Below are 19,289 nucleotides of genomic sequence, written 5' to 3' on the forward strand. Positions count from 1 at the left end.
GGCGATCAGGTCCTCCTCCGAGCGCCGGCTGCGTTGCGCCGCGATGGCCAGTGCGCCGTATTCGACGAAGCTGCCGGGATCGACGAGATCGGCGATGTTCTCCCGCGCCGTGCGGCGACCCTGCCGGTGCCGCTTGGCCACCGCGGCCTCCCGGCCCTCATCGAGGGTGAACAGGTGCCGCCGGCGCACCTCCTCGAGGTCCGCGCGCGTCCGGTCGAGATCCGTTGCCGCCGTTGCTAACTCGCCCCCAGCGGCGGCGTCGGTGCGGGTGAAGACCAGCAGCGGGTCGCCGGTGCCGACCACCTGCCCGGGCGACACCAGGACGCGCACGGTCCGCAGCGCGTCCGGCGCGGCGAGCACATGCTGCATCTTCATCGCCTCGAGGACCACGAGCTGGGCGCCCGCGCCGAAGTCGGCGCCCTCGGGCACCACCTCGACGACGGTGCCGGCCAGCTGGGCACGCAGTGCGTCCTCGCCGGGATACAGCTCGACCGGCGCGGCGCGGACCTCGTGCTGGTGTGTCGACGCCGCCGCCGCCAGCTCCGGCAGCTTGTCGTCGAGGAAAGCGGTGGTCACCCAACCGGATTCCAGCGCGGGATCACCCAGCAGCTCACGCAGGAAGTCGACGTTGGTGCGGACGCCCTCGATACCGAACTCCGCGAGGGCGGTGCGGGCCTTCCGCAGCGCCGCCGGGGCCGACGACCCGTGCACGTGCGCGACGACCTTGGCCAGCAGCGAGTCGTATTGCGGGTTGACGACCAGGCCGGCCCGGCCGTAGGTGTCGACGCGGATCCCGGGCCCGCTCGGCGGCGTGAACGCGGTAAGCGTGCCGGCCGCGGGCACGACGGACAGGTCGGGCGCGAACGTCTCCGCGTTGACCCGGGCCTGGATCGCGATGCCGCGATGCGCGGCGGGCTCGCCGATGACTTCGTTACCGTCGGAGGCGATTCCGGCCGGCAGGCCCAGCTGGTAATAGGAGGCGCCGCCCGCGATGGCCAGCTGGAGGGCCACCAGGTCGAAGCCGGTCGTCTCCTCGGTGATGGTGTGCTCCACCTGGATTCTGGGGTTCACTTCGAGGAACACGAATTCCTCACCGGCGACCAGGAATTCGACCGTGGCCAGCCCACGCAGCGCGACGCGCGCGCACAACCTGGCCGCGGCCTGGTGCAAATCGTGCCGCAGCCTGTCGGAAAGCCCTTGGGCGGGGGCGATTTCGACGAGCTTCTGATAGCGCCGCTGGATGCTGCAGTCGCGGTCGCCGAGCGCGAGCGCGCGCGTTTGGTGCCCCGCCGGCGCGGCGACGACCTGAACCTCGATGTGTCGCGCGCCGTCGAGCAGCGCCTCGGCGAACAGCGCGGGATCGCCGAAGCCCAGTTGCGCCTCCGCGGCACACTGTCGGCACGCGCCGGCGATCTGGTCGGCGCGGCGCACCGCGCGCATCCCCCGGCCGCCCCCGCCGGCGAGCGCCTTGATCATGATGGCCCCGCCCCGGGCCGCGAAAAACGCCTCGATGTCCGCGACGCTGCTCGGCCCGTCGGTCGCGGGCAACACCGGCACCCCGGCGGCGACGGCGGCGGCGCGGGCGGCGGACTTGTTGCCCAGCAGTTCGAGCGCGTCAGCGCCAGGCCCGACGAACGCGTACCCCGCGCCGACACAGGCACGAGCGAATTCGGCGTTCTCGCTGAGGAAGCCGTACCCGGGGTGGATCAGTTCCGCACCCGAGCTCTTGGCCGCGGCCAGTAGGGCGGGCTGGTCCAGGTAGGCGCGCGGCCCGGCGCCCGGCAGCCCGATCGCCTCGTCGGCCGCGTGCACGTGCGGGCTCTCGGCATCGTCCTCGGCGTATACGGCGACGGTTCGCATGCCCAATTCGACTACGGTGCGGACGATTCGGAGCGCGATCTCGCCGCGGTTGGCGATCAGCACCGTGGCGCTCATCGCAGCGGCTCCCCCCACTGCACCTGCTCGCGAAGCCTGCCCTTGAGCAGCTTGCCGCCGGCGTTGCGCGGCAGCGCGGTGTCGACCACCGTGACGTACTGCGGCACCTTGAAGTCGGCGAGCCGCTCGCGGCAGTGGTCGAGCACCGCCGGCACGTCGATCTCGTCGGCGCCGCCGAACAGCACCGCGCCCACCTTCTCGCCCATGATGTCGTCGGGAACCGCCAACACGCACGCGTCGGCGACACCGGGCGCCGCCAGCAGCGCCGCTTCCACCTCGACGCTGGACACGTTTTCGCCGCCGCGATTGATGATGTCCTTGAGGCGGTCGACGATGTGCACGCGGCCCGCCTCGTCGACCCGCACCACGTCGCCGGTGTGCAACCAACCGTCCACGATGGTCGCCGCGGTCGCTTCCGGGCGGTTCCAGTACCGGGCGGTGACGTTCGCGCCGCGCACCACCAGCTCGCCGACGCCCTCCTCATCGCCGCCGAAGGGAATCAGTCCGAGGTCGACGGAGGGGACCGCGTATCCGACCGAGTCGGCGTGCTCCACGGCGTCGCGGCTTGGCAGTACCGTCATCAGCGACGCCGTCTCGGTCATGCCGTAGGCGTTGAAGACGGTCGCTTGCGGAAAGGCGTTCTGCACCGAACGCACCAGCGACGGGGCGATCGGGGCGCCCCCGTAGCCCACCCAGCGGACGCCCGAGACGTCGGCGTCGGCAAAGCCGTTGTGCCGCAGCATCAATGCGTAGATCGCCGGCACGGTGGCCATCACGGAGATGCGCTCGGCGCTCAGCGTGGCGATCAGCGCGTCCAGGTCGAGGGCGGGCATGATCACCGAGGCCCCACCCATCCGGGTCGCGGCCAGCAGCTGGGTGTTGCACCCGGTCACGTGGAACAGCGGCACCGAGATGAGCGTGCGCATTCCGTCACCCAGGTCGCGCGGCTGGTCGAAACAGCGAATCGCGTTCTCGGTGTTGGTCAAGAAGGCCTCGTGGGTGGTCGGCACGCCCTTGGGGTGGCCGGTGGTGCCCGACGTGTAGAACAGCGCGGCCACGTCGGCGCGGTCCAGTCGCTCCGTCACATGCGGCTGGCCGTCGGGCAGCGGGGTGTCCGCCGCCAGGTCCAGGGTGGCCCCCGAGTCGGACAGGACGAAGTCCACCTCGGGCTGCGCCGAGCGGGTATTGACCGCGACCGCAACGCCGCCGGCCATCACGGCGCCCCAGAACGCCAGCACCCAATCGATGCCGGCGGGGTAACGCACCGCGACGCGGTCACCGCGTCGTACGCCCGCCGCGCGCAGCCCGCCGGCGACGCGCGCCGCGCGGTCCCACAGCTGGCGGTAGGTCAATCGGGCGGCGCCGAGTTCGACCACCGCCTCGCTGTTCGGGCGCTGCTCGACCTGTTCGGCGAGCATGTCCAGCAGCGTGGCGGGCAGGTCGTCATAGTGCGGGACGCCGTCGGCGTCGCGGGTCACGCCTGTCGTCGGGAACGGGTTGTGGCCGCGCGGAATTTCGATCACTGGAGGCATGCCCGGTCCTTACTATCGGCGTGTCCTATCGTGATGGCCGTGACGGTCGACGATTCCGCCATCATGCCCGAGGCGTTCTTCACTGTCGACGGTGACTCCTTTGTGCCGGGCCCGCTGACCCGGGGACCGTGGGGGGCCGCGATGGGCGGCCAGAATGTCGGCGGCCTGTTGGGTTGGGGCATAGAGCAATCCGGCGTCGAGCCCGACTTTCAGCCCGCCCGCCTCACGGTCGACCTGCTCCGCCCCGCGTTGCTCGAGCCGGTGCAGATCCGGACCTCGGTGCAGCGGGAGGGCAGGCGGATCAAGCTCGTCGACGGCGCGCTGGTGCAGAACGGCACCACCGTCGCCCGGGCCAGTGCGCTGTTCCTGCGCCGGGGGGAGCATCCCGACGGGGAGGTGTGGTCCGCGCCCCTGGCCATGCCGCCGCCCCCGGCCGATTCCGGCGGCTTCCCGGCCGACATGCCGTTTCTGATCTGGGGCTACGGGGCCACCGACGCGGGCAGCCCGGGCATCGCGGCCGGTGAGTGGGAACAGTCCCACTCCCGAAAGTTCGCGTGGACGAGGATCTTTCGCCCGATGGTGCAGGGCTACCCGCTGACCCCGTTCACCCGTCTGGCCTTCGTCGGGGACATCACGAGTTCGCTGACCCATTGGGGCACAGGCGGTTTGCGCTACATCAACGCCGACTACACCGTCACCGCCAGCCGCCTGCCCGACGGTGAATTCCTGGGGCTGGCGGCGCAAAGCCATTACGGCGCGGCCGGGGTGGCCACCGGCGCCGCCACCCTGTTCGACCGGCACGGGCCGATCGGCACCAGCTCGGCGCTGGCCCTGGCCCAACCGGCCGAGGCGTTCAAACCGACCCACACCTAGGCGGCTCATTCCATGAGCTGGGCGGCGACCGTCGCGCCGAGTTCCCAGCAGGCCTGCAGGTCGCCCCTGTCCGGCTTGCCCGAAACCAGCACGGTCTCAGCGGCTTTCACCCAGCCGAGCCCCGTCGTGATCGACATGACGCCGCGTTCGGCACCCTCGGTGCCCTCGTTGCCGTGCAGGTAGAGGCCGAACGGGCGCCCGCGCGACGAGTCCAGCAGCTGGTAGTAGGCGCAGTCGAACGCGTGCTTGAGCGCCCCGCTCATGTAGCCCAGGTTCGCGGGGCTGCCCAGCAGATAGCCGTCGGCTTGCAGCATCTCGGCCGGCGACACCGTCAGCGCCGGCCGCCGGACGACGTCCACGCCCTCGATCTCGGGGTCGGTGGCGCCGGAGACGACCGCCTCGAACATCTCGTGGCAGTGCGGGGAGGGCGTGTGGTGGACGATCAGCAGGGTTTTGCGCGGTGTCTCGTTCACGGGCGGCCCTGCAACTCCAGCGCCGTCTTCATGGCTTCGCGCGCGCGGCGGCGGTCGCCGGCGTAGTCGTAGGCGCGGGCCAGCCGATACCAGCGCCGCCAGTCGTCGGGGTGGTCTTCGACTTCGGTGCGCACCGAGGCGAACAGCGCGTCGGCGGCGCCCCGTTCGATGCGGCCGGACGCCCGCCGCGGCAGCGCGCTGGTGTCGAGCTCCATGTCGTCGGCCGCGATCAGATTGGCCAGCTTCTGGTGGGCGAACCCGAACCGCAGCGTCGCCACCATGGCCCACAGCCCGATCAGGGGCATGATCAGCACCGCCAGCCCCAGGCCCACGGCCGCCGCCCGGCCCGAGGCGATCATCGCTACGGCCATCCGCCCCAGCAGCACGAAGTACGCCAGCATCGCCACGCACAGGAACGCGATCAGCAACTGGGTGCGCAGGGCCGAGCTCATTGCAGGTCGAGCAGGGGCTCGAGCCCGACGGTCAGGCCGGGGCGTTGCGCGACGCGCCGCACCGCCAGCAACACGCCGGGCACGAACGAGGTGCGGTCCAGGCTGTCGTGGCGGATGGTGAGCGTCTCCCCCTCGGTGCCGAACAGGATCTCCTGATGCGCGACCAGCCCGGCCAGCCGCACCGAGTGCACGGGGATGCCGTCGACGTCCGCGCCCCGGGCGCCGGGCAGGCCGGTGCTGGTGGCATCGGGGTTGGGCGGCAAGCCTTTTCGGGCCTCGGCGATTAGCTTGGCGGTGCGGGCGGCGGTGCCCGATGGGGCGTCGGCCTTGTGCGGATGGTGCAGCTCGATCACCTCGACCGAATCGAAGAAGCGCGCGGCCTGCTTGGCGAAGTGCATGGACAGCACCGCCCCGATCGCGAAGTTGGGGGCGATGAGGACGCTCGTGTTCGGGCTCTTGGCCAGCCACTTCTCGACCTGGTCCAGCCGCTCGGCGGTGAAGCCGGTGGTGCCGACGACGGCGTGAATTCCGTTGCCGATGAGGAACTCCAGATTGCCCATCACCACGTCGGGGTGGGTGAAGTCGATGACCACCTCGGTCTTGGCGTCGGTGAACAGGCTGAGCGAGTCGCCCGCATCCACCTCGGCGGACAGCGTCAAATCCTCGGCGGCCTGCACGCCGGCCACCATCGCCGAACCGACTTTTCCTTTAGCTCCCAAGACGCCTACCCGCATGGGTTTCACCCTAGACCGGGCCGATTGATCCACAGTCGGGTGTTTATCCACAACCGGTGCGTTTTCGATGGCGCGCGCTGGGCCGCGCGGTTTACTGTTCGAACATGCGTTCGATCGAAGTTCCGCCGGAAGTGGCCGCCGCCCTGGACGCGCTGGACGCGGCCGACGCGGCGGTGCGCGGGCTCGATTGCGGCGCGCTGAGCCCCGTCGTCCGGCTGCACGTGCTGGAGGCGATGGAAACCTCGCACCGGCGCCAAGCCGCGGTCGGCACCGAGGTGATCGCCGGCCTGGCGAACGAGGATCCCGCCGAGGTCGGCGGACCGGTCCACAAGGTCATCGCCGACTGGTTGCGGATCAGCTATGCCGACGCGTGCCGCCGGGTTCGAGACGCCAAGCAGCTCTCGCCGCGGCTGACGCTCACCGGCCAGGAGTTGCCGCCGGAGTTGCCCGCCACCGCCGCAGCGTGGCGCGACGGCGTCCTCGATGGCCAGCACCTGCGGGTGATCCAGGCGTTCGTGCGTGACCTGCCGGCCGCCGTCTCGCCCGAGGAGGTCGATGCGGCCGAGCGATTCCTGGCCCGGCAAGCGGCCGGTTTGCGTCCCGACCAGTTGCAGAAGGTCGCGCACCAGTGCGCATTACGACTCAATCCCGACGGGAAGTTCTCCGATGTCGACCGCGCCCGTCAGCGCGGCTTCAGCTGGGCCGCGCAACGGCCCGACGGGATGAGCGTCGGCAAGCTGGTCGCGTCCCCGGAACTGCGCGCCAACCTCGACGCGTGGCTGGCCCGCTTCGCCGCCCCCGGCATGTGCAACCCCGACGACGAAAAGCCGTGCACAGAGGGCGAACCCGGGGACCAGCCCGCGAGCGGTGACACGCGCAGCCACGCGCAGCGCCAGCATGACGCGATCAACGCGCTGGTGCGCGGCCAGCTGGGCGACCCGCGGCTGGGGGCGCACAACGGGTTGCCGGTCACCGTCATCGTCTCCACCACGCTGCAGCAGCTCACTTCCGGCACCGGGCGTGCGGTGACGGGCGGCGGCACGGTGCTGCCGATGCGCGACGTGATCCGGATGGCGAGCCACGCCTACCACTACCTGGCCGTGTTCGACGAACACTCCGGTCGCCCACTGTATCTCGGCCGCTCACGGCGGATCGCCACACCCGACCAGCGGATCGTCCTCTACGCGAAGGACCGCGGCTGCAAGCATCCGGGCTGTGACGCGCCGGGCTATTGGTGTGAGGTCCACCATGTCGACGAGTGGGCCGCCGGCGGCCGGACCGATGCCGACAGGCTCACCTTCGCCTGCGCACCGCACCACAAGCTCCTCGAAAAGGGCTGGCGGACAAGGAAGCTGCCGAACGGGCGCACCGAGTGGATTCCGCCGCCGCATCTCGATCGCGGGCAGCGCACGAACGACTACCACCACCCGGAAGACCCTTGACGACGCCTAAACCTTGAAGCGCCCGGCGAATCCGCGCAGCGGCAGGTCGGCGCTGGTGATGAGTCCCGGCGGGGCCGCGACGACCGATTTGATCGAGGCCAGCGCGGGCATGCCGGTCACGGTCATGCCGATGGAGGCGAAGTTATCCGGGTTGGACAGGTCCACACCGGGCTTGGGGAAAATCATGTGTTTGTTGTAGATGCACGGGTCGCCCTTGATCTGAGTGATGTAGCAGCCCTTGATGTTCCAGCTCGGGTCGGTGTGTGGGGTCATCTGCCACTCCAGGTGCGTCTCGACCCGGGGAACGTCGTCCACCATGCCCTGGTACTTGATGTAGTTGCCACCCAGCGAGCCCTTGGGCAGCGTGTACCACCCCAGGTCGACGTCCTTGGTGCAGGCGCCCAGCTCGTAGCTGAACTTGACCTCGTCCAACGGCAGGTCGAAGCAGTCGGCCATCATCAGCACGCTGTCGGCGAAGACGCGGGTGTACTTCTCCAGCTTGCCCGGGATCTCCGGGTCGTCGACCGGCTGGCCGTAGCCCACCTCGATCCAGGTGTCCTTGGAGTGGTGGCATGAGACGTCGACGGATTCGATGGTGGTGACGTTCTCGATATCGGCGACGTCGGCCGAGCACACGACGCCCAGGATCTGGTTCAGGCCCGGGTTCATCCCGGTCCCGTAGAACGTGGCGCCGCCCTTCTCGCACGCCTCGGCCAGCAGCCGGCTCACCGGCTTGCCAGACGGATGGGGGTGGTTCTTGTCGCGGTGCCAGCCGATGATCCAGTCGGCCGTGGTGACGATGTCGATGCCCGCCTCGAGCACTGTGACGTACAGGTCCTCGTCGGGGAACACGCCGTGAAACGTGAGCACGTCCGGCCTGGCGGCGATGATCTCCTCGACGCTCCCGGTGAACTTGACGCCGTTGGACCCCACCCCGGCGAATTCGCCGGTGTCCTTACCGACCTTATCGGCCGAATAGGCATGCACCCCAACGAGTTCCAGGTCAGGATGGGTGGCGATCCGTCTGATCATCTCCGAGCCGACGTTTCCGCTGCCAACCTGGAAGACACGGATCGGTGCGCTACTCATTGCATTGAGCCTTCCTGTGCTGCGAATGCCTCGGGATAGAACTGCTTGGCCCACTTGCGAATTGCGGTAAAGCCCTCGTACTCGTCGGTGGCCAGCGCCGGCGGGTCGGAATAGCGCTGGTGCTGCCAGATCTCGATGTCCTGCTCGAACTGCCGGATCACTTCGCGGCCGAACTCGGCCGCCTTGCGTTCGGCGCGGGCCGGGTCCTTGCCCGGGCTGCGGCCGATGTAAACCATGAATCGGACATCGGAGGTGAACTCGTCGACCGGGGTGACCGCGGAGATGGTGCGGTTGTCGATCATCCCCCAGCTCTTGGTCACCGCGATGCCCAGGCCGCCGTTGACGGCCTCCACCCCGCTGTTGACGTCCTCGATCTTCTGCCCGTCGTCACCCTCGAACGTGATGGTGAAGTCGACGAACGAGACCGGCTCCGCGAAGTCGTGGCGGGTGAACACCGGCACGATGGGCGTGTTGTGCACGAATTTGAAATGCGCGAAGTCCACGCCGTTTTCGAGCACATACTGCGGATGCAGTTCCAGGGCCTGCCGGTACAACCGCTGCTGCGGGTAGTAGTCGTCCACGCCGCTGCCGTCGCGGAACGCGCCGAACACGTCCGGCGCGTCGAAGTACGGGTCACGGCGCTCGACGTCGTGCCAGATGTAGACCGAGGCGTTGCGTTCCACCACGGGATACGTGCGGATGCGGCGGCCGCGGTTCGGCCGATCCTGGTAGGGAATGCAGACGTTGCGACCCTCGCCGCTCCACTGCCACCCGTGGAACGGGCACTGCAGCACCTCGCCGACCACCTTGCCGCCGTAACCCAAGTGCGCGCCCAGGTGTTCGCAGTATGCGTTCATCACGGTGAGCTGCCCGGACTCGGCCCGCCACGCGACCATCTCCTGGCCGAAGTACTTCATCTTGTGCACGTCGCCCACCCCGATCTCGTCGGACCAGGCGACTTGGAACCAGCCGGTTGGTTTCATCGACAACGGCGGCTTAGCCATGCGGGATCCCTCCTTGGGTACGAATGATAGGCCGCGCCTCCCCAAAATCAAAGTACCCTCTATGAAACCTTGACCACCGCCCCGCGCGATAGGCTCGGCAGATGACTCGGCAGGTCAGCGGGTCCGGAACCGTGAACCGGCGCCCCAACCGGCGTGGCAACGCCACGCGGGAGAGCATGCTCGAGGCCGCGCTCAAGTCGTTGGCCTCCGGCGACCCGGGCTCGGTGTCGGCCAATCGCATCGCCAAGGACATCGGCGCCACCTGGGGCGCGGTGCAGTACCAGTTCGGCGACACCGACGGGTTCTGGGCGGCGGTGCTGCACCGCACCGCCGAGCGCCGCGCCGCGACCTTTTCGACGCTGTCGGCACCCGTCTCGCCGCACGCGCCCCTGCGTGAGCGGGTGGGCGCCATCATCGACACCCTCTACGACGGGTTGGCCTCGCCGGATTCCCGTGCGATCGAGAACCTGCGGGCCGCGCTCCCCCGCGACCCCGACGAGCTCGAGCGCCTGTTTCCGCGCACCGCCGCCGAGCTGTTCTCATGGGGCAAGAGCTGGCTTCAGACCTGCCAGCACGCGTTCGCCGGGCTGGACGTCGACCCGGACCGGGTGCGCGAGGTGGCCGCGCTGATCCCCGCCGCGATGCGCGGCCTGGTGTCCGAGCGCCAGCTCGGCTCGTACGCGGACCTGGACATGGCGCGGCGCGGCTTGACCAACGCGCTGGCCGCCTACCTGGAGCCAACCCGCCGGTGACGGATGGCGGCATCACGATCCGCCGCGCCGGACCGAACGATTTCGCCCGGGTCGCCGAAATGCACTATCCGGTCTGGCGGCAGTCGTGGACCGGCCTGCTCCCGGATGCCACCCTCGACGTACTCGGATCGCCGCGGCGCTGGGCCATCCTGGCGTATCCCCGGCTCCTGCAGCGCCGCGACTGGAGCATGTGGATCGCCGAATTCGGTTCGGCCACAATCGGTATGACTATCTTCGGGCCGGATCTCGCGACTCCCGAACAGGTCGAACTCGACTCGCTGTACATCGCGGCGGACCACCAACGCCGCGGCGTCGGCGGCCGGCTGCTCGGCACGGCCCTGACCGAAGGCCCTTCTGGCGACGTCGTGTTGTGGTGCGCCGAACGCAATACGCGGGCGCGAATCTTCTACGAGACGAATGGGTTTCGCGCCGACGGCCGCACCCTGGACTGGGAGCCGCTGCCCGGCGTCAAGGTCCCCCATCTGGGCTACCGGCTGACCCGGCGGTGACCTCCCGGCGCAAGTCGTATTGGCCGAGATCGGTGTTCGCCAGCATGGCGCGGTGTTCGCCCGGCGTGAAGGGCCAGACCTCGGGCACCCCGTCCTTGTTCAGATACCAGCTCTGGCAACCGGTGGTCCACACCGTGTCGGGCATCGCCGCGCGCAGCCTGGCGTTGAAGCTCTCGGTCGCGGGCCACGTCGGTTCCACCGTGTCGAATTCGCCTCGGCGCCAACGCTCGATCCAGCGCAGTATGTGGTCGGCCTGCGATTCGGCGACGGTGGTGAGCGCGAGGTTGCCGACCGGGCTGTGCGGCCCCAGCATCATGAAGAAGTTCGGGAAGCCCGGCAGCGCCACCGTCTGGTAGGCCCGGGGACCGTCGCGCCACACGTCGTCGGCGGCGATGCCGTCGCGGCCGATCAGCCGCATCGGCCGGAAGAACGCGTGGGTGTCGAACCCGGTGGCCAGCACGATGATGTCCGCCTCGTGCAGGATTCCGTCGGCGGTCACGATGCCGCGCCGCTCCACGTGGTCGATAGCCGCGGTGACCAGTTCGACGTCGTCGCGCTGCACGGCGCGGTAGAAGCCATTGGACATCACCAGCCGTTTGCACATCGGCGTGTAGTCGGGCGTCAGCGCGCGGCGCAACTCGGGGTCGCGGACCTCGCGCAGGCTGGCCCGGCACAGCGCGCCCATGATCTTGCGGCGCAGCCCCGGCTTGGTCAGCCCGACGGCAAAGGTGTCGTAGCCGAGGCTGTAGCACCGGTAGGCCAGCCGGTCGAGCCAGCCCCACCTGTCGTGGGTGAGGTGGGTGAACCTGCGGTAGCGGGGGTTGGGCAGCCGCAGCACCCACTGCGCGGTGCGCTGGAAGAGCAGCACCCGGCCCGCCACCCCGGCCAGGCCGCAGACGAGTTGCACGCCCGTCGACCCGTTGCCGATGATGGCGACCCGCCGGCCGCGCAATTCGACGGAGTGATCCCACCGCGCCGAGTGAAAAGCGTGCCCGCCGAAGTCCTCCAGGCCGGGGATCGACGGCAGGCGCGGGTGATGAAGCACGCCGGTGGCGCAGATCAGGAAGTCGACGGTCGACTCTTCGCCGGCGTTCGTGCGCAGCCGCCAGCGACCGCCCTCGAATCGCGCACTCACGATCTCCGTGCCGAACCGGATGCGGTCGCGCAGCCCGAACTTCTCGGCGACGCCGCGGAAGTAGTCCTGGATTTCACCGCCGGGCGAGAACACGTGCGACCAGTTGGGGTTATGGGCGAACGTGTACTGGTAAACGCGCGACGGGATGTCGCAGACCAGGCCGGGGTAGGTATTCTCGCGCCAGGTCCCGCCGACCTCGTCGGCCTTCTCGTAGACCGTGACGTCTGTTATCCCACTGCGCAGCAACGTAATTGCGACGCATATCCCCGACATGCCCGCTCCGACGACGGCTACGGCCGGGTTGCGTCGCATGCCGGCCGGCTACTCGGACTCGGCGCGCTGCTTGAGGCGCTGCAGGGTGAGCCGGATGTGTTCGGAGTTGGCCGACACCCGGTCCGGGACGCCGGTGGCCTTGCCGGCGATCTTGCGGAACCAGCCGGGCCTGCGGTCCCAGGTGCTTTCGGTGACCCGGCAGCCGCCGTCGGTCGCGACGATGTCGTATTGCCAGCGCGCGATCGGGAGCATCGAGTGCCGGACATCGAACGCGAAGATCCGGCCCGGTTCCGCGTCGGTGACCGTGCACTTGGTGCTCCAGCGCCGTTTGGCGCTTTCGTTGTGGCCGGTGAACACCGCCCCGGGGCGCGCCGCATCGCCTTGGCGCCACTCCATGGCCACCGCCTCCTCGGCGAACGAGGCGAGCGTCGGCAGGTCGGTGATGAGCCGATACACCAGGTCGGGACCGGCGGCGACCTGCACGGAGGCCGTCACGGACGGGTCGGTCATTGGCCGATCATAGCCAGCGCGCGGGTGGTTTCACCCTCGATTGCGGGCAGGCGGAACTATCCCCACACTTGAGGGCGAACCTCCGCGAAGCTAGGGGCAGCCATGCGAGTCGGCGTACCGACCGAGACCAAGGTCAACGAGTTCAGGGTTGCCATCACGCCCGCCGGCGTCGCCGAACTGACCCGGCGCGGGCACGAGGTGCTCGTCCAGGCCGGCGCCGGTGAGGGCTCGTCCATTCCCGACGAGGAGTTCAAGTCGGCGGGCGCCCAACTGGCCGACTCGGCCGAACAGGTCTGGGCCGAGACCGATCTGCTGCTCAAGGTGAAGGAACCGATCGCGGCCGAGTACGGCCTGCTGCGCTCGCGTCAGGTGCTGTTCACCTATCTGCACCTGGCCGCCTCGCGCGCCTGCACCGACGCGCTATTGGCCTCGGGCACAACGTCAATCGCCTACGAGACCGTGCAGACCCCCGACGGCGCCCTCCCGCTGCTGGCCCCGATGAGCGAGGTCGCCGGCCGGCTGTCGGCGCAGGTCGGCGCCTACCACCTGATGCGGACCCACGGCGGCCGCGGCGTGCTGATGGGCGGGGTGCCGGGCGTGAAGCCCGCCGACGTCGTGGTGATCGGCGCCGGCACCGCGGGTTACAACGCAGCCCGGGTCGCGAACGGGATGGGTGCCAGCGTCACGGTTCTCGACGTCAACATCAACAAGCTTCGGCTGCTCGACGCCGAGTTCGGCGGGCAGGTCCGCACGCGCTATTCGTCGGCGTACGAGCTCGAGGGCACCGTCACCCGGGCCGACCTGCTGATCGGCGCGGTGCTGCTGCCGGGCGGCAAGGCCCCGGAACTGGTTTCGAATGCGCTTGTCGCACAGATGAAACCGGGTGCGGTGCTGGTCGACATCTCCATCGACCAGGGTGGTTGCTTCGCCGATTCCCGGCCCACCACGCACGACGACCCGACCTTCGCGGTGCACGACACGCAGTTCTACTGCGTGGCGAACATGCCCAGCGCGGTGCCCAAGACGTCGACCGTGGCGCTGACCAACGCGACCATGCCGTACGTGCTCGAACTCGCCGACCGCGGCTGGCAGGCCGCCTGCCGATCGGATCCGGCTCTGGCGCAAGGCCTTTCGACGCATGGCGGCGCGCTGCTGTGCGGGCGGGTGGCTGCCGACCTGAATCTGCCGTTCACCGATCCGGCGAGCGTGCTGGCCTAGTCCGCCTCCACCAGGCTGGCGATGATGTCGGCCGCCGGCCCGGCCTGGGCCTCTTTGAACGAGGTTCCTGCCCACAGGGGTATGCCGTTGGGGTCCTCCAGGGCGGCGGCCGCCTCCCGGATCGGCGAGGTCATCTGGTTGACCTCCGGGTAGCCCAGCGGCGCCACGTTGTCGAGCAGTCGGGTGAAGTTGTTCTCCAGGCCGCGCGCGTACCGGCCCGAGAAGGCGCGCGTGACGACGGTGGTGCCGAAGACCGGATTCTTCAGGGCGGTGCGGTGCGCGGTGCTGGTGCCCGCCTCGTCGCTGAGCAGCAGCGCGGTGCCGACCTGGGCGGCCACCGCGCCCCGGTGCAGCACGGCGGCGACGTCCCGCGCGTTGCCCAGGCCACCGGCGGCCACGACCGGGACGTCATGCGCGTGGCGGATGCGGTCGATCAGGTGGTGTAGCGACTCGCCGCTGGGCTCCATGTCGGGCGCGAAGGTGCCCCGGTGCCCACCCGCGTCGGGACCCTGCGCGATCAGGCTGTCCGCGCCGGCGGCGACGGCCACCCCCGCCTCGTACGCCGAGGTCACCGTGACCATCACCAGCAGGCCCAGCGCCCCCAGGCGCCGGATCACATCGGGCGGCGGGACGCCGAAGGTGAACGACACCAGCTCGGGCCGCATGTCGGCCACCACCTCGAGCTTGCGCTCCCAGTCGTCGTCGTCACCGTATTCCGGATGGCCGACCTCGACCTGGTAGTAGTCGGCGATCTCTTCGAGTTCTTCGGCGTAGTAGTCCAGCGCCACCCAGTCGGCGACGCTGGGTTGCGGAACGAACAGGTTGACGCCCAGCGGGCCGGTGGTCGCGGCGCGGGCGGCGGCGATGTCCTCGGCGAACCGCTCCGCGCTGCGGTGGCCGCCCGGGACGAAGCCCAGCCCACCCGCGTTGGACACCGCCGCGGCGAGTTCCGGCGTGCCCGGTCCGCCGGCCATCGGCGCACCCACGATGGGCACCATGATGTCCCAAAAGCCCAGTACCATCGGGCTAATTCGCTGACGGCGAGCGCCGGCACGGCGCGAGTGAGGAGGCGAACATGCGGGTTAAGATACCATCGCCCGAAGTTGTTGGGGCAGTGACCGTTTGGAGGCGTACGGGCCCAGCACGGCGGCGCCGTACGGCTGGCTGAGCAGCCGGCGGGCCACCGCGTTGACCTCCTCGACGGTCACCTGGTCGATCTGGCGCAGGGTGTGTTCGATGCTGCGGTGCTCGCCGTAGTTCAATTCGTTGCGGCCCAGCCGGCTCATCCGGGAGCTGGAATCCTCCAGGCCCAGGACGAGCCCGCCCCGCAACGAGCCCTTGGCGATGCGGCACTCCGCCTCGGTGATGCCGTCGCGGGCAACCGATTCGAGGACCTCGTTGGTCACCCGCATCACCTCGGCGAACCGCTCCGGCTGGCACGCGGCGTAGACGGACAGCGCGCCGCTGTCGGCAAAGATGTCCACCGTCGAGTAGACCGAGTAGGCCAGCCCGCGCAGCTCGCGAACCTCTTGGAACAGGCGGGAACTCAGGCCGCCGCCGAGTGCGCTGTGCAGCACCGACAGCGCCCAGCGATGCCGCCAGCTACGCCCCGGCGTGCGCACACCCAGTGAGAGATGCGTCTGCTCGGCGTCGCGGTTGCCCAGCATCAGACGGGGCCGCCCGGTCACCCGCCCGGCACCCTTGCGCGGGGCGATCGGCCGGCGGCCGCGGACCAGGTGCGGCCCGAAGTGCTCGCGCACCAGCGCGACCACCTCGTCGTGGTCGACGTTGCCGGCCACCGCGACCACCATGCGTTCGGGCGTGTAGCGCCGCACATGAAACGAGTGCAGCTGGGTCCGGGTCATCGCCGACACCGACCGCGCGGTGCCGATCACCGGCCGGCCCACCGGGTGGTCACCGAACATCGCGCCCAGGAACATGTCCCCCAGCGCGTCCTCGGGGTCGTCGTCGCGCATCGCGATCTCTTCGAGCACCACGTCGCGCTCCAGCTCGACGTCCTCGGCGGCGCACCGGCCGTTGAGCACCACGTCGGCCACCAGGTCGACCGCCAGCTCGAGGTCGCTGTCGAGCACGTGCGCGTAGTAGCAGGTGTGCTCCTTGGCGGTGAAGGCGTTCAGCTCCCCGCCGACGGCGTCCATCGCCTGCGCGATGTCCACGGCGCTGCGGGTCGGCGTCGACTTGAACAGCAGATGCTCGAGGAAGTGCGCCGCCCCCGCCACGGTGGCGCCTTCGTCGCGCGATCCGACGCCTACCCACACCCCGACGGAGGCCGACCGCACCGCCGGCAGGTACTCGGTGACGACCCGCAGCCCGCCCGGAAGCGTGCTGCGCCGCAAGGCGGTCGAGGGTTGCGCCTCGAGGGTCTGCTCGCCGCGGCGCAGGGCCGCGGCGCGGTCAGCTGCTGGTGGTCGCGGCATCGGCAGGGGCGGCCGCCGGGGCATCGGCAGGGGCCGAGCTGTCTTCCTCCACCAACACCAGCGAGATCTTGCCTCGCTTGTCGATGTCGGCGATCTCGACCCGCAGTTTGTCGCCGACGTTCACCACGTCCTCGACCTTCGCGATGCGCTTGCCCTTGCCCAGCTTGGAGATGTGGACCAGGCCGTCGCGACCCGGCAGCAGCGACACGAACGCACCGAAATCCGTTGTCTTGACCACGGTTCCGAGGAACCGCTCGCCCACGGTCGGCAGCTGCGGGTTGGCGATGGCGTTGATCCGGTCGATCGCGGCCTGCGCCGACGGCCCGTCGGTGGCGCCGACGAACACGGTGCCGTCGTCCTCGATGGAGATCTGCGCGCCGGTCTCCTCGGTGATGGCGTTGATGACCTTGCCCTTGGGGCCGATCACCTCGCCGATCTTGTCCACCGGGACCTTGATCGTGGTGACCCGCGGCGCGTACGGGCTCATCTCGTCGGGCCCGTCGATCGCCTCGGCCATCACCTCGAGGATGGTCAGCCGCGCGTCCTTGGCCTGCGCGAGCGCGCCCGCGAGCACCTGCGAGGGAATGCCGTCGAGCTTGGTGTCCAGCTGCAGGGCGGTGACGTAGTCCTTGGTGCCGGCGCACTTGAAGTCCATGTCGCCGAACGCGTCCTCGGCGCCCAGGATGTCGGTCAGGGTGACGAAGCGGCGCTCGGTCTTGCCGTCCACCTCGACGTCGTCGGAGACCAGGCCCATCGCGATGCCGGCCACCGGCGCCTTGAGCGGCACGCCGGCGTTCAGCAGCGCCAGCGTGGAGGCGCACACCGAGCCCATCGACGTCGAGCCGTTGGAGCCCAACGCCTCGGACACCTGACGGATGGCGTAGGGGAACTCCTCGACGCTGGGCAGCACCGGGATCAGGGCCCGCTCGGCGAGCGCGCCGTGCCCGATCTCGCGCCGCTTGGGCGAACCGACCCGGCCGGTCTCGCCGGTGGAGAACGGCGGGAAGTTGTAGTGGTGCATGTAGCGCTTGGAGGTCTCGGGCCCCAGCGAGTCGATCTGCTGGGCCATCTTGACCATGTCCAGCGTGGTGACGCCCAGGATCTGGGTTTCGCCGCGCTCGAACAGCGCGCTGCCGTGCGCCCGCGGCACCACGGCGACCTCGGCGCTCAGCGCGCGGATGTCGGTGATGCCGCGGCCGTCGATGCGGAAGTGGTCGGTGAGGATGCGCTGGCGGACCAGCTTCTTGGTCAGCGAGCGGAACGCGGCGCTGACCTCTTTCTCGCGGCCCTCGTAGGTCTCGGCGAGCCGCTGGGCCACCTCGGCCTTCAGCTCGTCGGTGCGCGCGTCGCGCTCGGCCTTGCCGCCGATGGTCAGCGCCTTGGCCAGCTCGTCGGTGGCCACCGAGGCCACCGAGTAGTACACGTCGTCGCCGTAATCGGGGAACGTCGGGTAGTCGCTGGTGGGTTTGGCGGCCGCGCCGGCCAGCTCCTCCTGCGCGGTGCACAGGACGGCGATGAACGGCTTGGCGGCCTCCAGGCCTTCGGCCACAACGGTTTCCGTCGGCGCCTGGGCGCCGCCCTGGACCAGCTCGATGACCTTCTCGGTGGCCTCGGCCTCGACCATCATGATCGCGACGTCACCGTCGACCTTGCGGCCCGCCACGACCATGTCGAAGACGGCGCGCTCGAGCTGCTCGACGGTGGGGAACGCGACCCACTGGCCGTCGATCAGCGCGACCCGCACACCACCGACGGGGCCGGAGAACGGCAGGCCGGCCAGCTGCGTGGAGGCGGACGCGGCGTTGATCGCGACCACGTCGTACAGGTCGTTGGGGTCCAGGCTGAGGATCGTCACCACGACCTGGATCTCGTTGCGCAGCCCGTTGACGAACGACGGGCGCAGCGGCCGGTCGATGAGCCGGCAGGTCAGGATCGCGTCGGTGGAGGGCCGGCCCTCGCGACGGAAGAACGAGCCGGGGATGCGGCCCGCGGCGTACATCCGCTCCTCGACGTCCACGGTCAGCGGGAAGAAGTCGAAGTGTTCCTTGGGGTTCTTGCTGGCGGTGGTCGCCGACAGCAGCATGTTCTCGTCGTCGAGGTAGGCGACGACGGCGCCGGCGGCCTGCTGGGCCAGCCGGCCGGTCTCGAAGCGGATGGTGCGGGTGCCGAAGCTCCCGTTGTCGATGGTGGCGGTGGACTCGAAGACGCCTTCTTCAATTTCAGCGACAGACATAGGTGTCCGTACAGCCTCTCTGGGTATTCAGCTTTTTCGCGTCGTCACGCGCAGGTAACCCGAGAGCTTCCTAAGAGCGGAAAGAGCCTGAATGCGGCTACGGCCATCGATCGAAGCGGCCGAGAAGCCCCAGATCCGGAGAGCCCGGCAGCCACTACCGAAGACCGCCCGATACAGACTGGGCTGCTCCCGTGTGACGTGCACAATGACACGCTGGAACGGCACACGCGGATCTGCGTAGCCGCACCGTTTGCTCGGGCCGAACCGGCCCAGAACGCTCCCACTCTACACTGGCGGGCTCAGCCCGCCAGCAGGGCGGAAGGATTGCGATTGCGGGCGTCAGCGGCGCAGGCCGAGGCGCTCGACCAGCGAGCGGTACCGCTCCACGTCGAGCTGCGCGACGTACTTGAGCAGCCTGCGGCGGCGCCCGACCAGCAGGAGCAGCCCCCGCCGGGAGTGGTGATCGTGCTTGTGCACCTTGAGGTGCTCGGTCAGGTCGGCGATCCGCTTTGTCAGCAGCGCGACCTGCGCCTCCGGCGAACCGGTGTCGGTTTCATGCAGGCCGTACGTGCCCAGGATTTCTTTTTTCTGCTCGGCGGTCAGCGCCACGAAAACATCTCCATCAATCGGTGCCGCGAAAGGTGTCGAAACGAAAGGTGGCCGCCGCGGACTGCAGCACACGCCGGG

General features: G+C 69.6%; 18 protein-coding genes. 5 read left to right on the forward strand and 13 right to left on the reverse strand.

From position 1 onward, the window contains the following. Positions 1-1,935, reverse strand: a 1,935-nt coding sequence (locus A5702_RS16170) for a biotin carboxylase N-terminal domain-containing protein (protein ID WP_304440339.1), incomplete at its 3' end; no start/stop codon positions are given. Next, entirely contained in the window at positions 1,932-3,467 is a 1,536-nt protein-coding gene (locus A5702_RS16175) for a class I adenylate-forming enzyme family protein (protein ID WP_197506575.1), read from the reverse strand. The genes A5702_RS16175 and A5702_RS16170, both read right to left, overlap by 4 nt. Positions 3,468-3,506: 39 nt before the next feature. Here A5702_RS16175 and A5702_RS16180 point away from each other — a divergent pair, with 39 nt between their 5' ends. Further along, positions 3,507-4,340 carry an acyl-CoA thioesterase domain-containing protein gene (locus A5702_RS16180; RefSeq protein ID WP_197506576.1) on the forward strand — a complete coding sequence of 278 codons (834 nt, stop codon included), beginning with the start codon at positions 3,507-3,509 and terminating at the stop codon, positions 4,338-4,340. A 5-nt stretch (positions 4,341-4,345) separates the two neighbouring features. Here A5702_RS16180 and A5702_RS16185 read toward each other — a convergent pair whose 3' ends face one another. The 3 genes from A5702_RS16185 to dapB form a co-directional block, all read right to left on the reverse strand. Further along, complete coding sequence (locus A5702_RS16185) at positions 4,346-4,747, reverse strand: flavodoxin family protein (RefSeq protein ID WP_067815495.1); 402 nt, start codon at positions 4,745-4,747, stop codon at positions 4,346-4,348. A 62-nt stretch (positions 4,748-4,809) separates the two neighbouring features. After that, a complete protein-coding gene (locus tag A5702_RS16190) occupies positions 4,810-5,265 on the reverse strand; it encodes a hypothetical protein (RefSeq protein ID WP_068221896.1) in 456 nt (151 codons plus the stop codon). Next, positions 5,262-5,999, reverse strand: coding sequence for a 4-hydroxy-tetrahydrodipicolinate reductase (gene dapB, locus A5702_RS16195; RefSeq protein ID WP_068221898.1), 738 nt, complete (start codon positions 5,997-5,999; stop codon positions 5,262-5,264). Before dapB ends, A5702_RS16190 begins: the two co-directional genes overlap by 4 nt. A gap of 104 nt (positions 6,000-6,103) precedes the next feature. Between dapB and A5702_RS16200 the strand changes: the two genes are divergently transcribed. After that, a complete protein-coding gene (locus tag A5702_RS16200; RefSeq protein ID WP_068221928.1) occupies positions 6,104-7,441 on the forward strand; it encodes an HNH endonuclease signature motif containing protein in 1,338 nt (445 codons plus the stop codon). Between the two features lie 6 nt (positions 7,442-7,447). Here the strand turns inward: A5702_RS16200 and A5702_RS16205 are convergent, their stop codons facing one another. After that, entirely contained in the window at positions 7,448-8,530 is a 1,083-nt protein-coding gene (locus A5702_RS16205; RefSeq protein WP_068221900.1) for a dihydrodipicolinate reductase, read from the reverse strand. Continuing rightward, a complete protein-coding gene (locus tag A5702_RS16210) occupies positions 8,527-9,534 on the reverse strand; it encodes a Rieske 2Fe-2S domain-containing protein (RefSeq protein ID WP_055405373.1) in 1,008 nt (335 codons plus the stop codon). The genes A5702_RS16205 and A5702_RS16210 overlap by 4 nt, the downstream gene beginning before the upstream one ends. A gap of 176 nt (positions 9,535-9,710) precedes the next feature. Between A5702_RS16210 and A5702_RS16215 the strand changes: the two genes are divergently transcribed. Together A5702_RS16215 and A5702_RS16220 are read left to right on the forward strand one after the other, a co-directional pair. Beyond that, entirely contained in the window at positions 9,711-10,286 is a 576-nt protein-coding gene (locus A5702_RS16215; protein WP_369808566.1) for a TetR/AcrR family transcriptional regulator, read from the forward strand. Then, positions 10,283-10,795 (forward strand): GNAT family N-acetyltransferase, encoded by a 513-nt coding sequence (locus A5702_RS16220; RefSeq protein WP_068221902.1) that lies wholly within the window; start codon positions 10,283-10,285, stop codon positions 10,793-10,795. The genes A5702_RS16215 and A5702_RS16220 overlap by 4 nt, the downstream gene beginning before the upstream one ends. Here the strand turns inward: A5702_RS16220 and A5702_RS16225 are convergent. Further along, entirely contained in the window at positions 10,755-12,242 is a 1,488-nt protein-coding gene (locus A5702_RS16225) for an NAD(P)/FAD-dependent oxidoreductase (protein ID WP_068221904.1), read from the reverse strand. The two genes, A5702_RS16220 and A5702_RS16225, sit on opposite strands and share 41 nt — an antisense overlap. Before the next feature lie 9 nt (positions 12,243-12,251). Beyond that, on the reverse strand, positions 12,252-12,713 hold the full coding sequence (locus A5702_RS16230) for an SRPBCC family protein (RefSeq protein WP_068221906.1): 462 nt from the start codon (positions 12,711-12,713) through the stop codon (positions 12,252-12,254). Positions 12,714-12,815: 102 nt separating this feature from the next. On the opposite strand from A5702_RS16230, the gene ald reads away from it, so the two are divergent. After that, positions 12,816-13,931: an alanine dehydrogenase gene (gene ald / locus A5702_RS16235; RefSeq protein WP_068221908.1), complete on the forward strand. Its 1,116-nt coding sequence runs from the start codon at positions 12,816-12,818 to the stop codon at positions 13,929-13,931. Here the strand turns inward: ald and A5702_RS16240 are convergent. The 4 genes from A5702_RS16240 to rpsO all read right to left on the reverse strand — a co-directional run bounded on the left by A5702_RS16240 (position 13,928) and on the right by rpsO (position 19,211). After that, positions 13,928-14,953, reverse strand: coding sequence for a nitronate monooxygenase (locus A5702_RS16240; protein ID WP_055400341.1), 1,026 nt, complete (start codon positions 14,951-14,953; stop codon positions 13,928-13,930). The genes ald and A5702_RS16240 overlap by 4 nt on opposite strands. A 60-nt stretch (positions 14,954-15,013) precedes the next feature. Beyond that, positions 15,014-16,369, reverse strand: coding sequence for a pitrilysin family protein (locus A5702_RS16245; protein WP_067815488.1), 1,356 nt, complete (start codon positions 16,367-16,369; stop codon positions 15,014-15,016). Continuing rightward, a complete protein-coding gene (locus A5702_RS16250) occupies positions 16,347-18,602 on the reverse strand; it encodes a polyribonucleotide nucleotidyltransferase (protein WP_055400343.1) in 2,256 nt (751 codons plus the stop codon). The genes A5702_RS16245 and A5702_RS16250 overlap by 23 nt, the downstream gene beginning before the upstream one ends. Positions 18,603-18,941: 339 nt before the next feature. Then, entirely contained in the window at positions 18,942-19,211 is a 270-nt protein-coding gene (gene rpsO / locus A5702_RS16255; protein WP_068221910.1) for a 30S ribosomal protein S15, read from the reverse strand. Between the last annotated feature and the right edge of the window lie 78 nt (positions 19,212-19,289).

The organism is Mycobacterium sp. E3339 (assembly GCF_001666915.1).
Classification (GTDB): Bacteria; Actinomycetota; Actinomycetes; order Mycobacteriales; family Mycobacteriaceae; genus Mycobacterium.

Bases quoted from the DNA above. Each gene is read 5' to 3' on its own strand.
- A5702_RS16250 (WP_055400343.1), bottom strand. From the start codon at position 18,602: ATGTCTGTCGCTGAAATTGAAGAAGGCGTCTTCGAGTCCACCGCCACC.
- A5702_RS16230 (WP_068221906.1), bottom strand. From the start codon at position 12,713: ATGACCGACCCGTCCGTGACGGCCTCCGTGCAGGTCGCCGCCGGTCCC.
- ald (WP_068221908.1), top strand. From the start codon at position 12,816: ATGCGAGTCGGCGTACCGACCGAGACCAAGGTCAACGAGTTCAGGGTT.
- A5702_RS16190 (WP_068221896.1), bottom strand. From the start codon at position 5,265: ATGAGCTCGGCCCTGCGCACCCAGTTGCTGATCGCGTTCCTGTGCGTG.
- A5702_RS16240 (WP_055400341.1), bottom strand. From the start codon at position 14,953: ATGGTACTGGGCTTTTGGGACATCATGGTGCCCATCGTGGGTGCGCCG.
- A5702_RS16245 (WP_067815488.1), bottom strand. From the start codon at position 16,369: ATGCCGCGACCACCAGCAGCTGACCGCGCCGCGGCCCTGCGCCGCGGC.
- A5702_RS16205 (WP_068221900.1), bottom strand. From the start codon at position 8,530: ATGAGTAGCGCACCGATCCGTGTCTTCCAGGTTGGCAGCGGAAACGTC.
- A5702_RS16185 (WP_067815495.1), bottom strand. From the start codon at position 4,747: ATGTTCGAGGCGGTCGTCTCCGGCGCCACCGACCCCGAGATCGAGGGC.
- A5702_RS16175 (WP_197506575.1), bottom strand. From the start codon at position 3,467: ATGCCTCCAGTGATCGAAATTCCGCGCGGCCACAACCCGTTCCCGACG.
- A5702_RS16210 (WP_055405373.1), bottom strand. From the start codon at position 9,534: ATGGCTAAGCCGCCGTTGTCGATGAAACCAACCGGCTGGTTCCAAGTC.
- A5702_RS16215 (WP_369808566.1), top strand. From the start codon at position 9,711: ATGCTCGAGGCCGCGCTCAAGTCGTTGGCCTCCGGCGACCCGGGCTCG.
- A5702_RS16225 (WP_068221904.1), bottom strand. From the start codon at position 12,242: ATGCGACGCAACCCGGCCGTAGCCGTCGTCGGAGCGGGCATGTCGGGG.
- dapB (WP_068221898.1), bottom strand. From the start codon at position 5,999: ATGCGGGTAGGCGTCTTGGGAGCTAAAGGAAAAGTCGGTTCGGCGATG.
- A5702_RS16200 (WP_068221928.1), top strand. From the start codon at position 6,104: ATGCGTTCGATCGAAGTTCCGCCGGAAGTGGCCGCCGCCCTGGACGCG.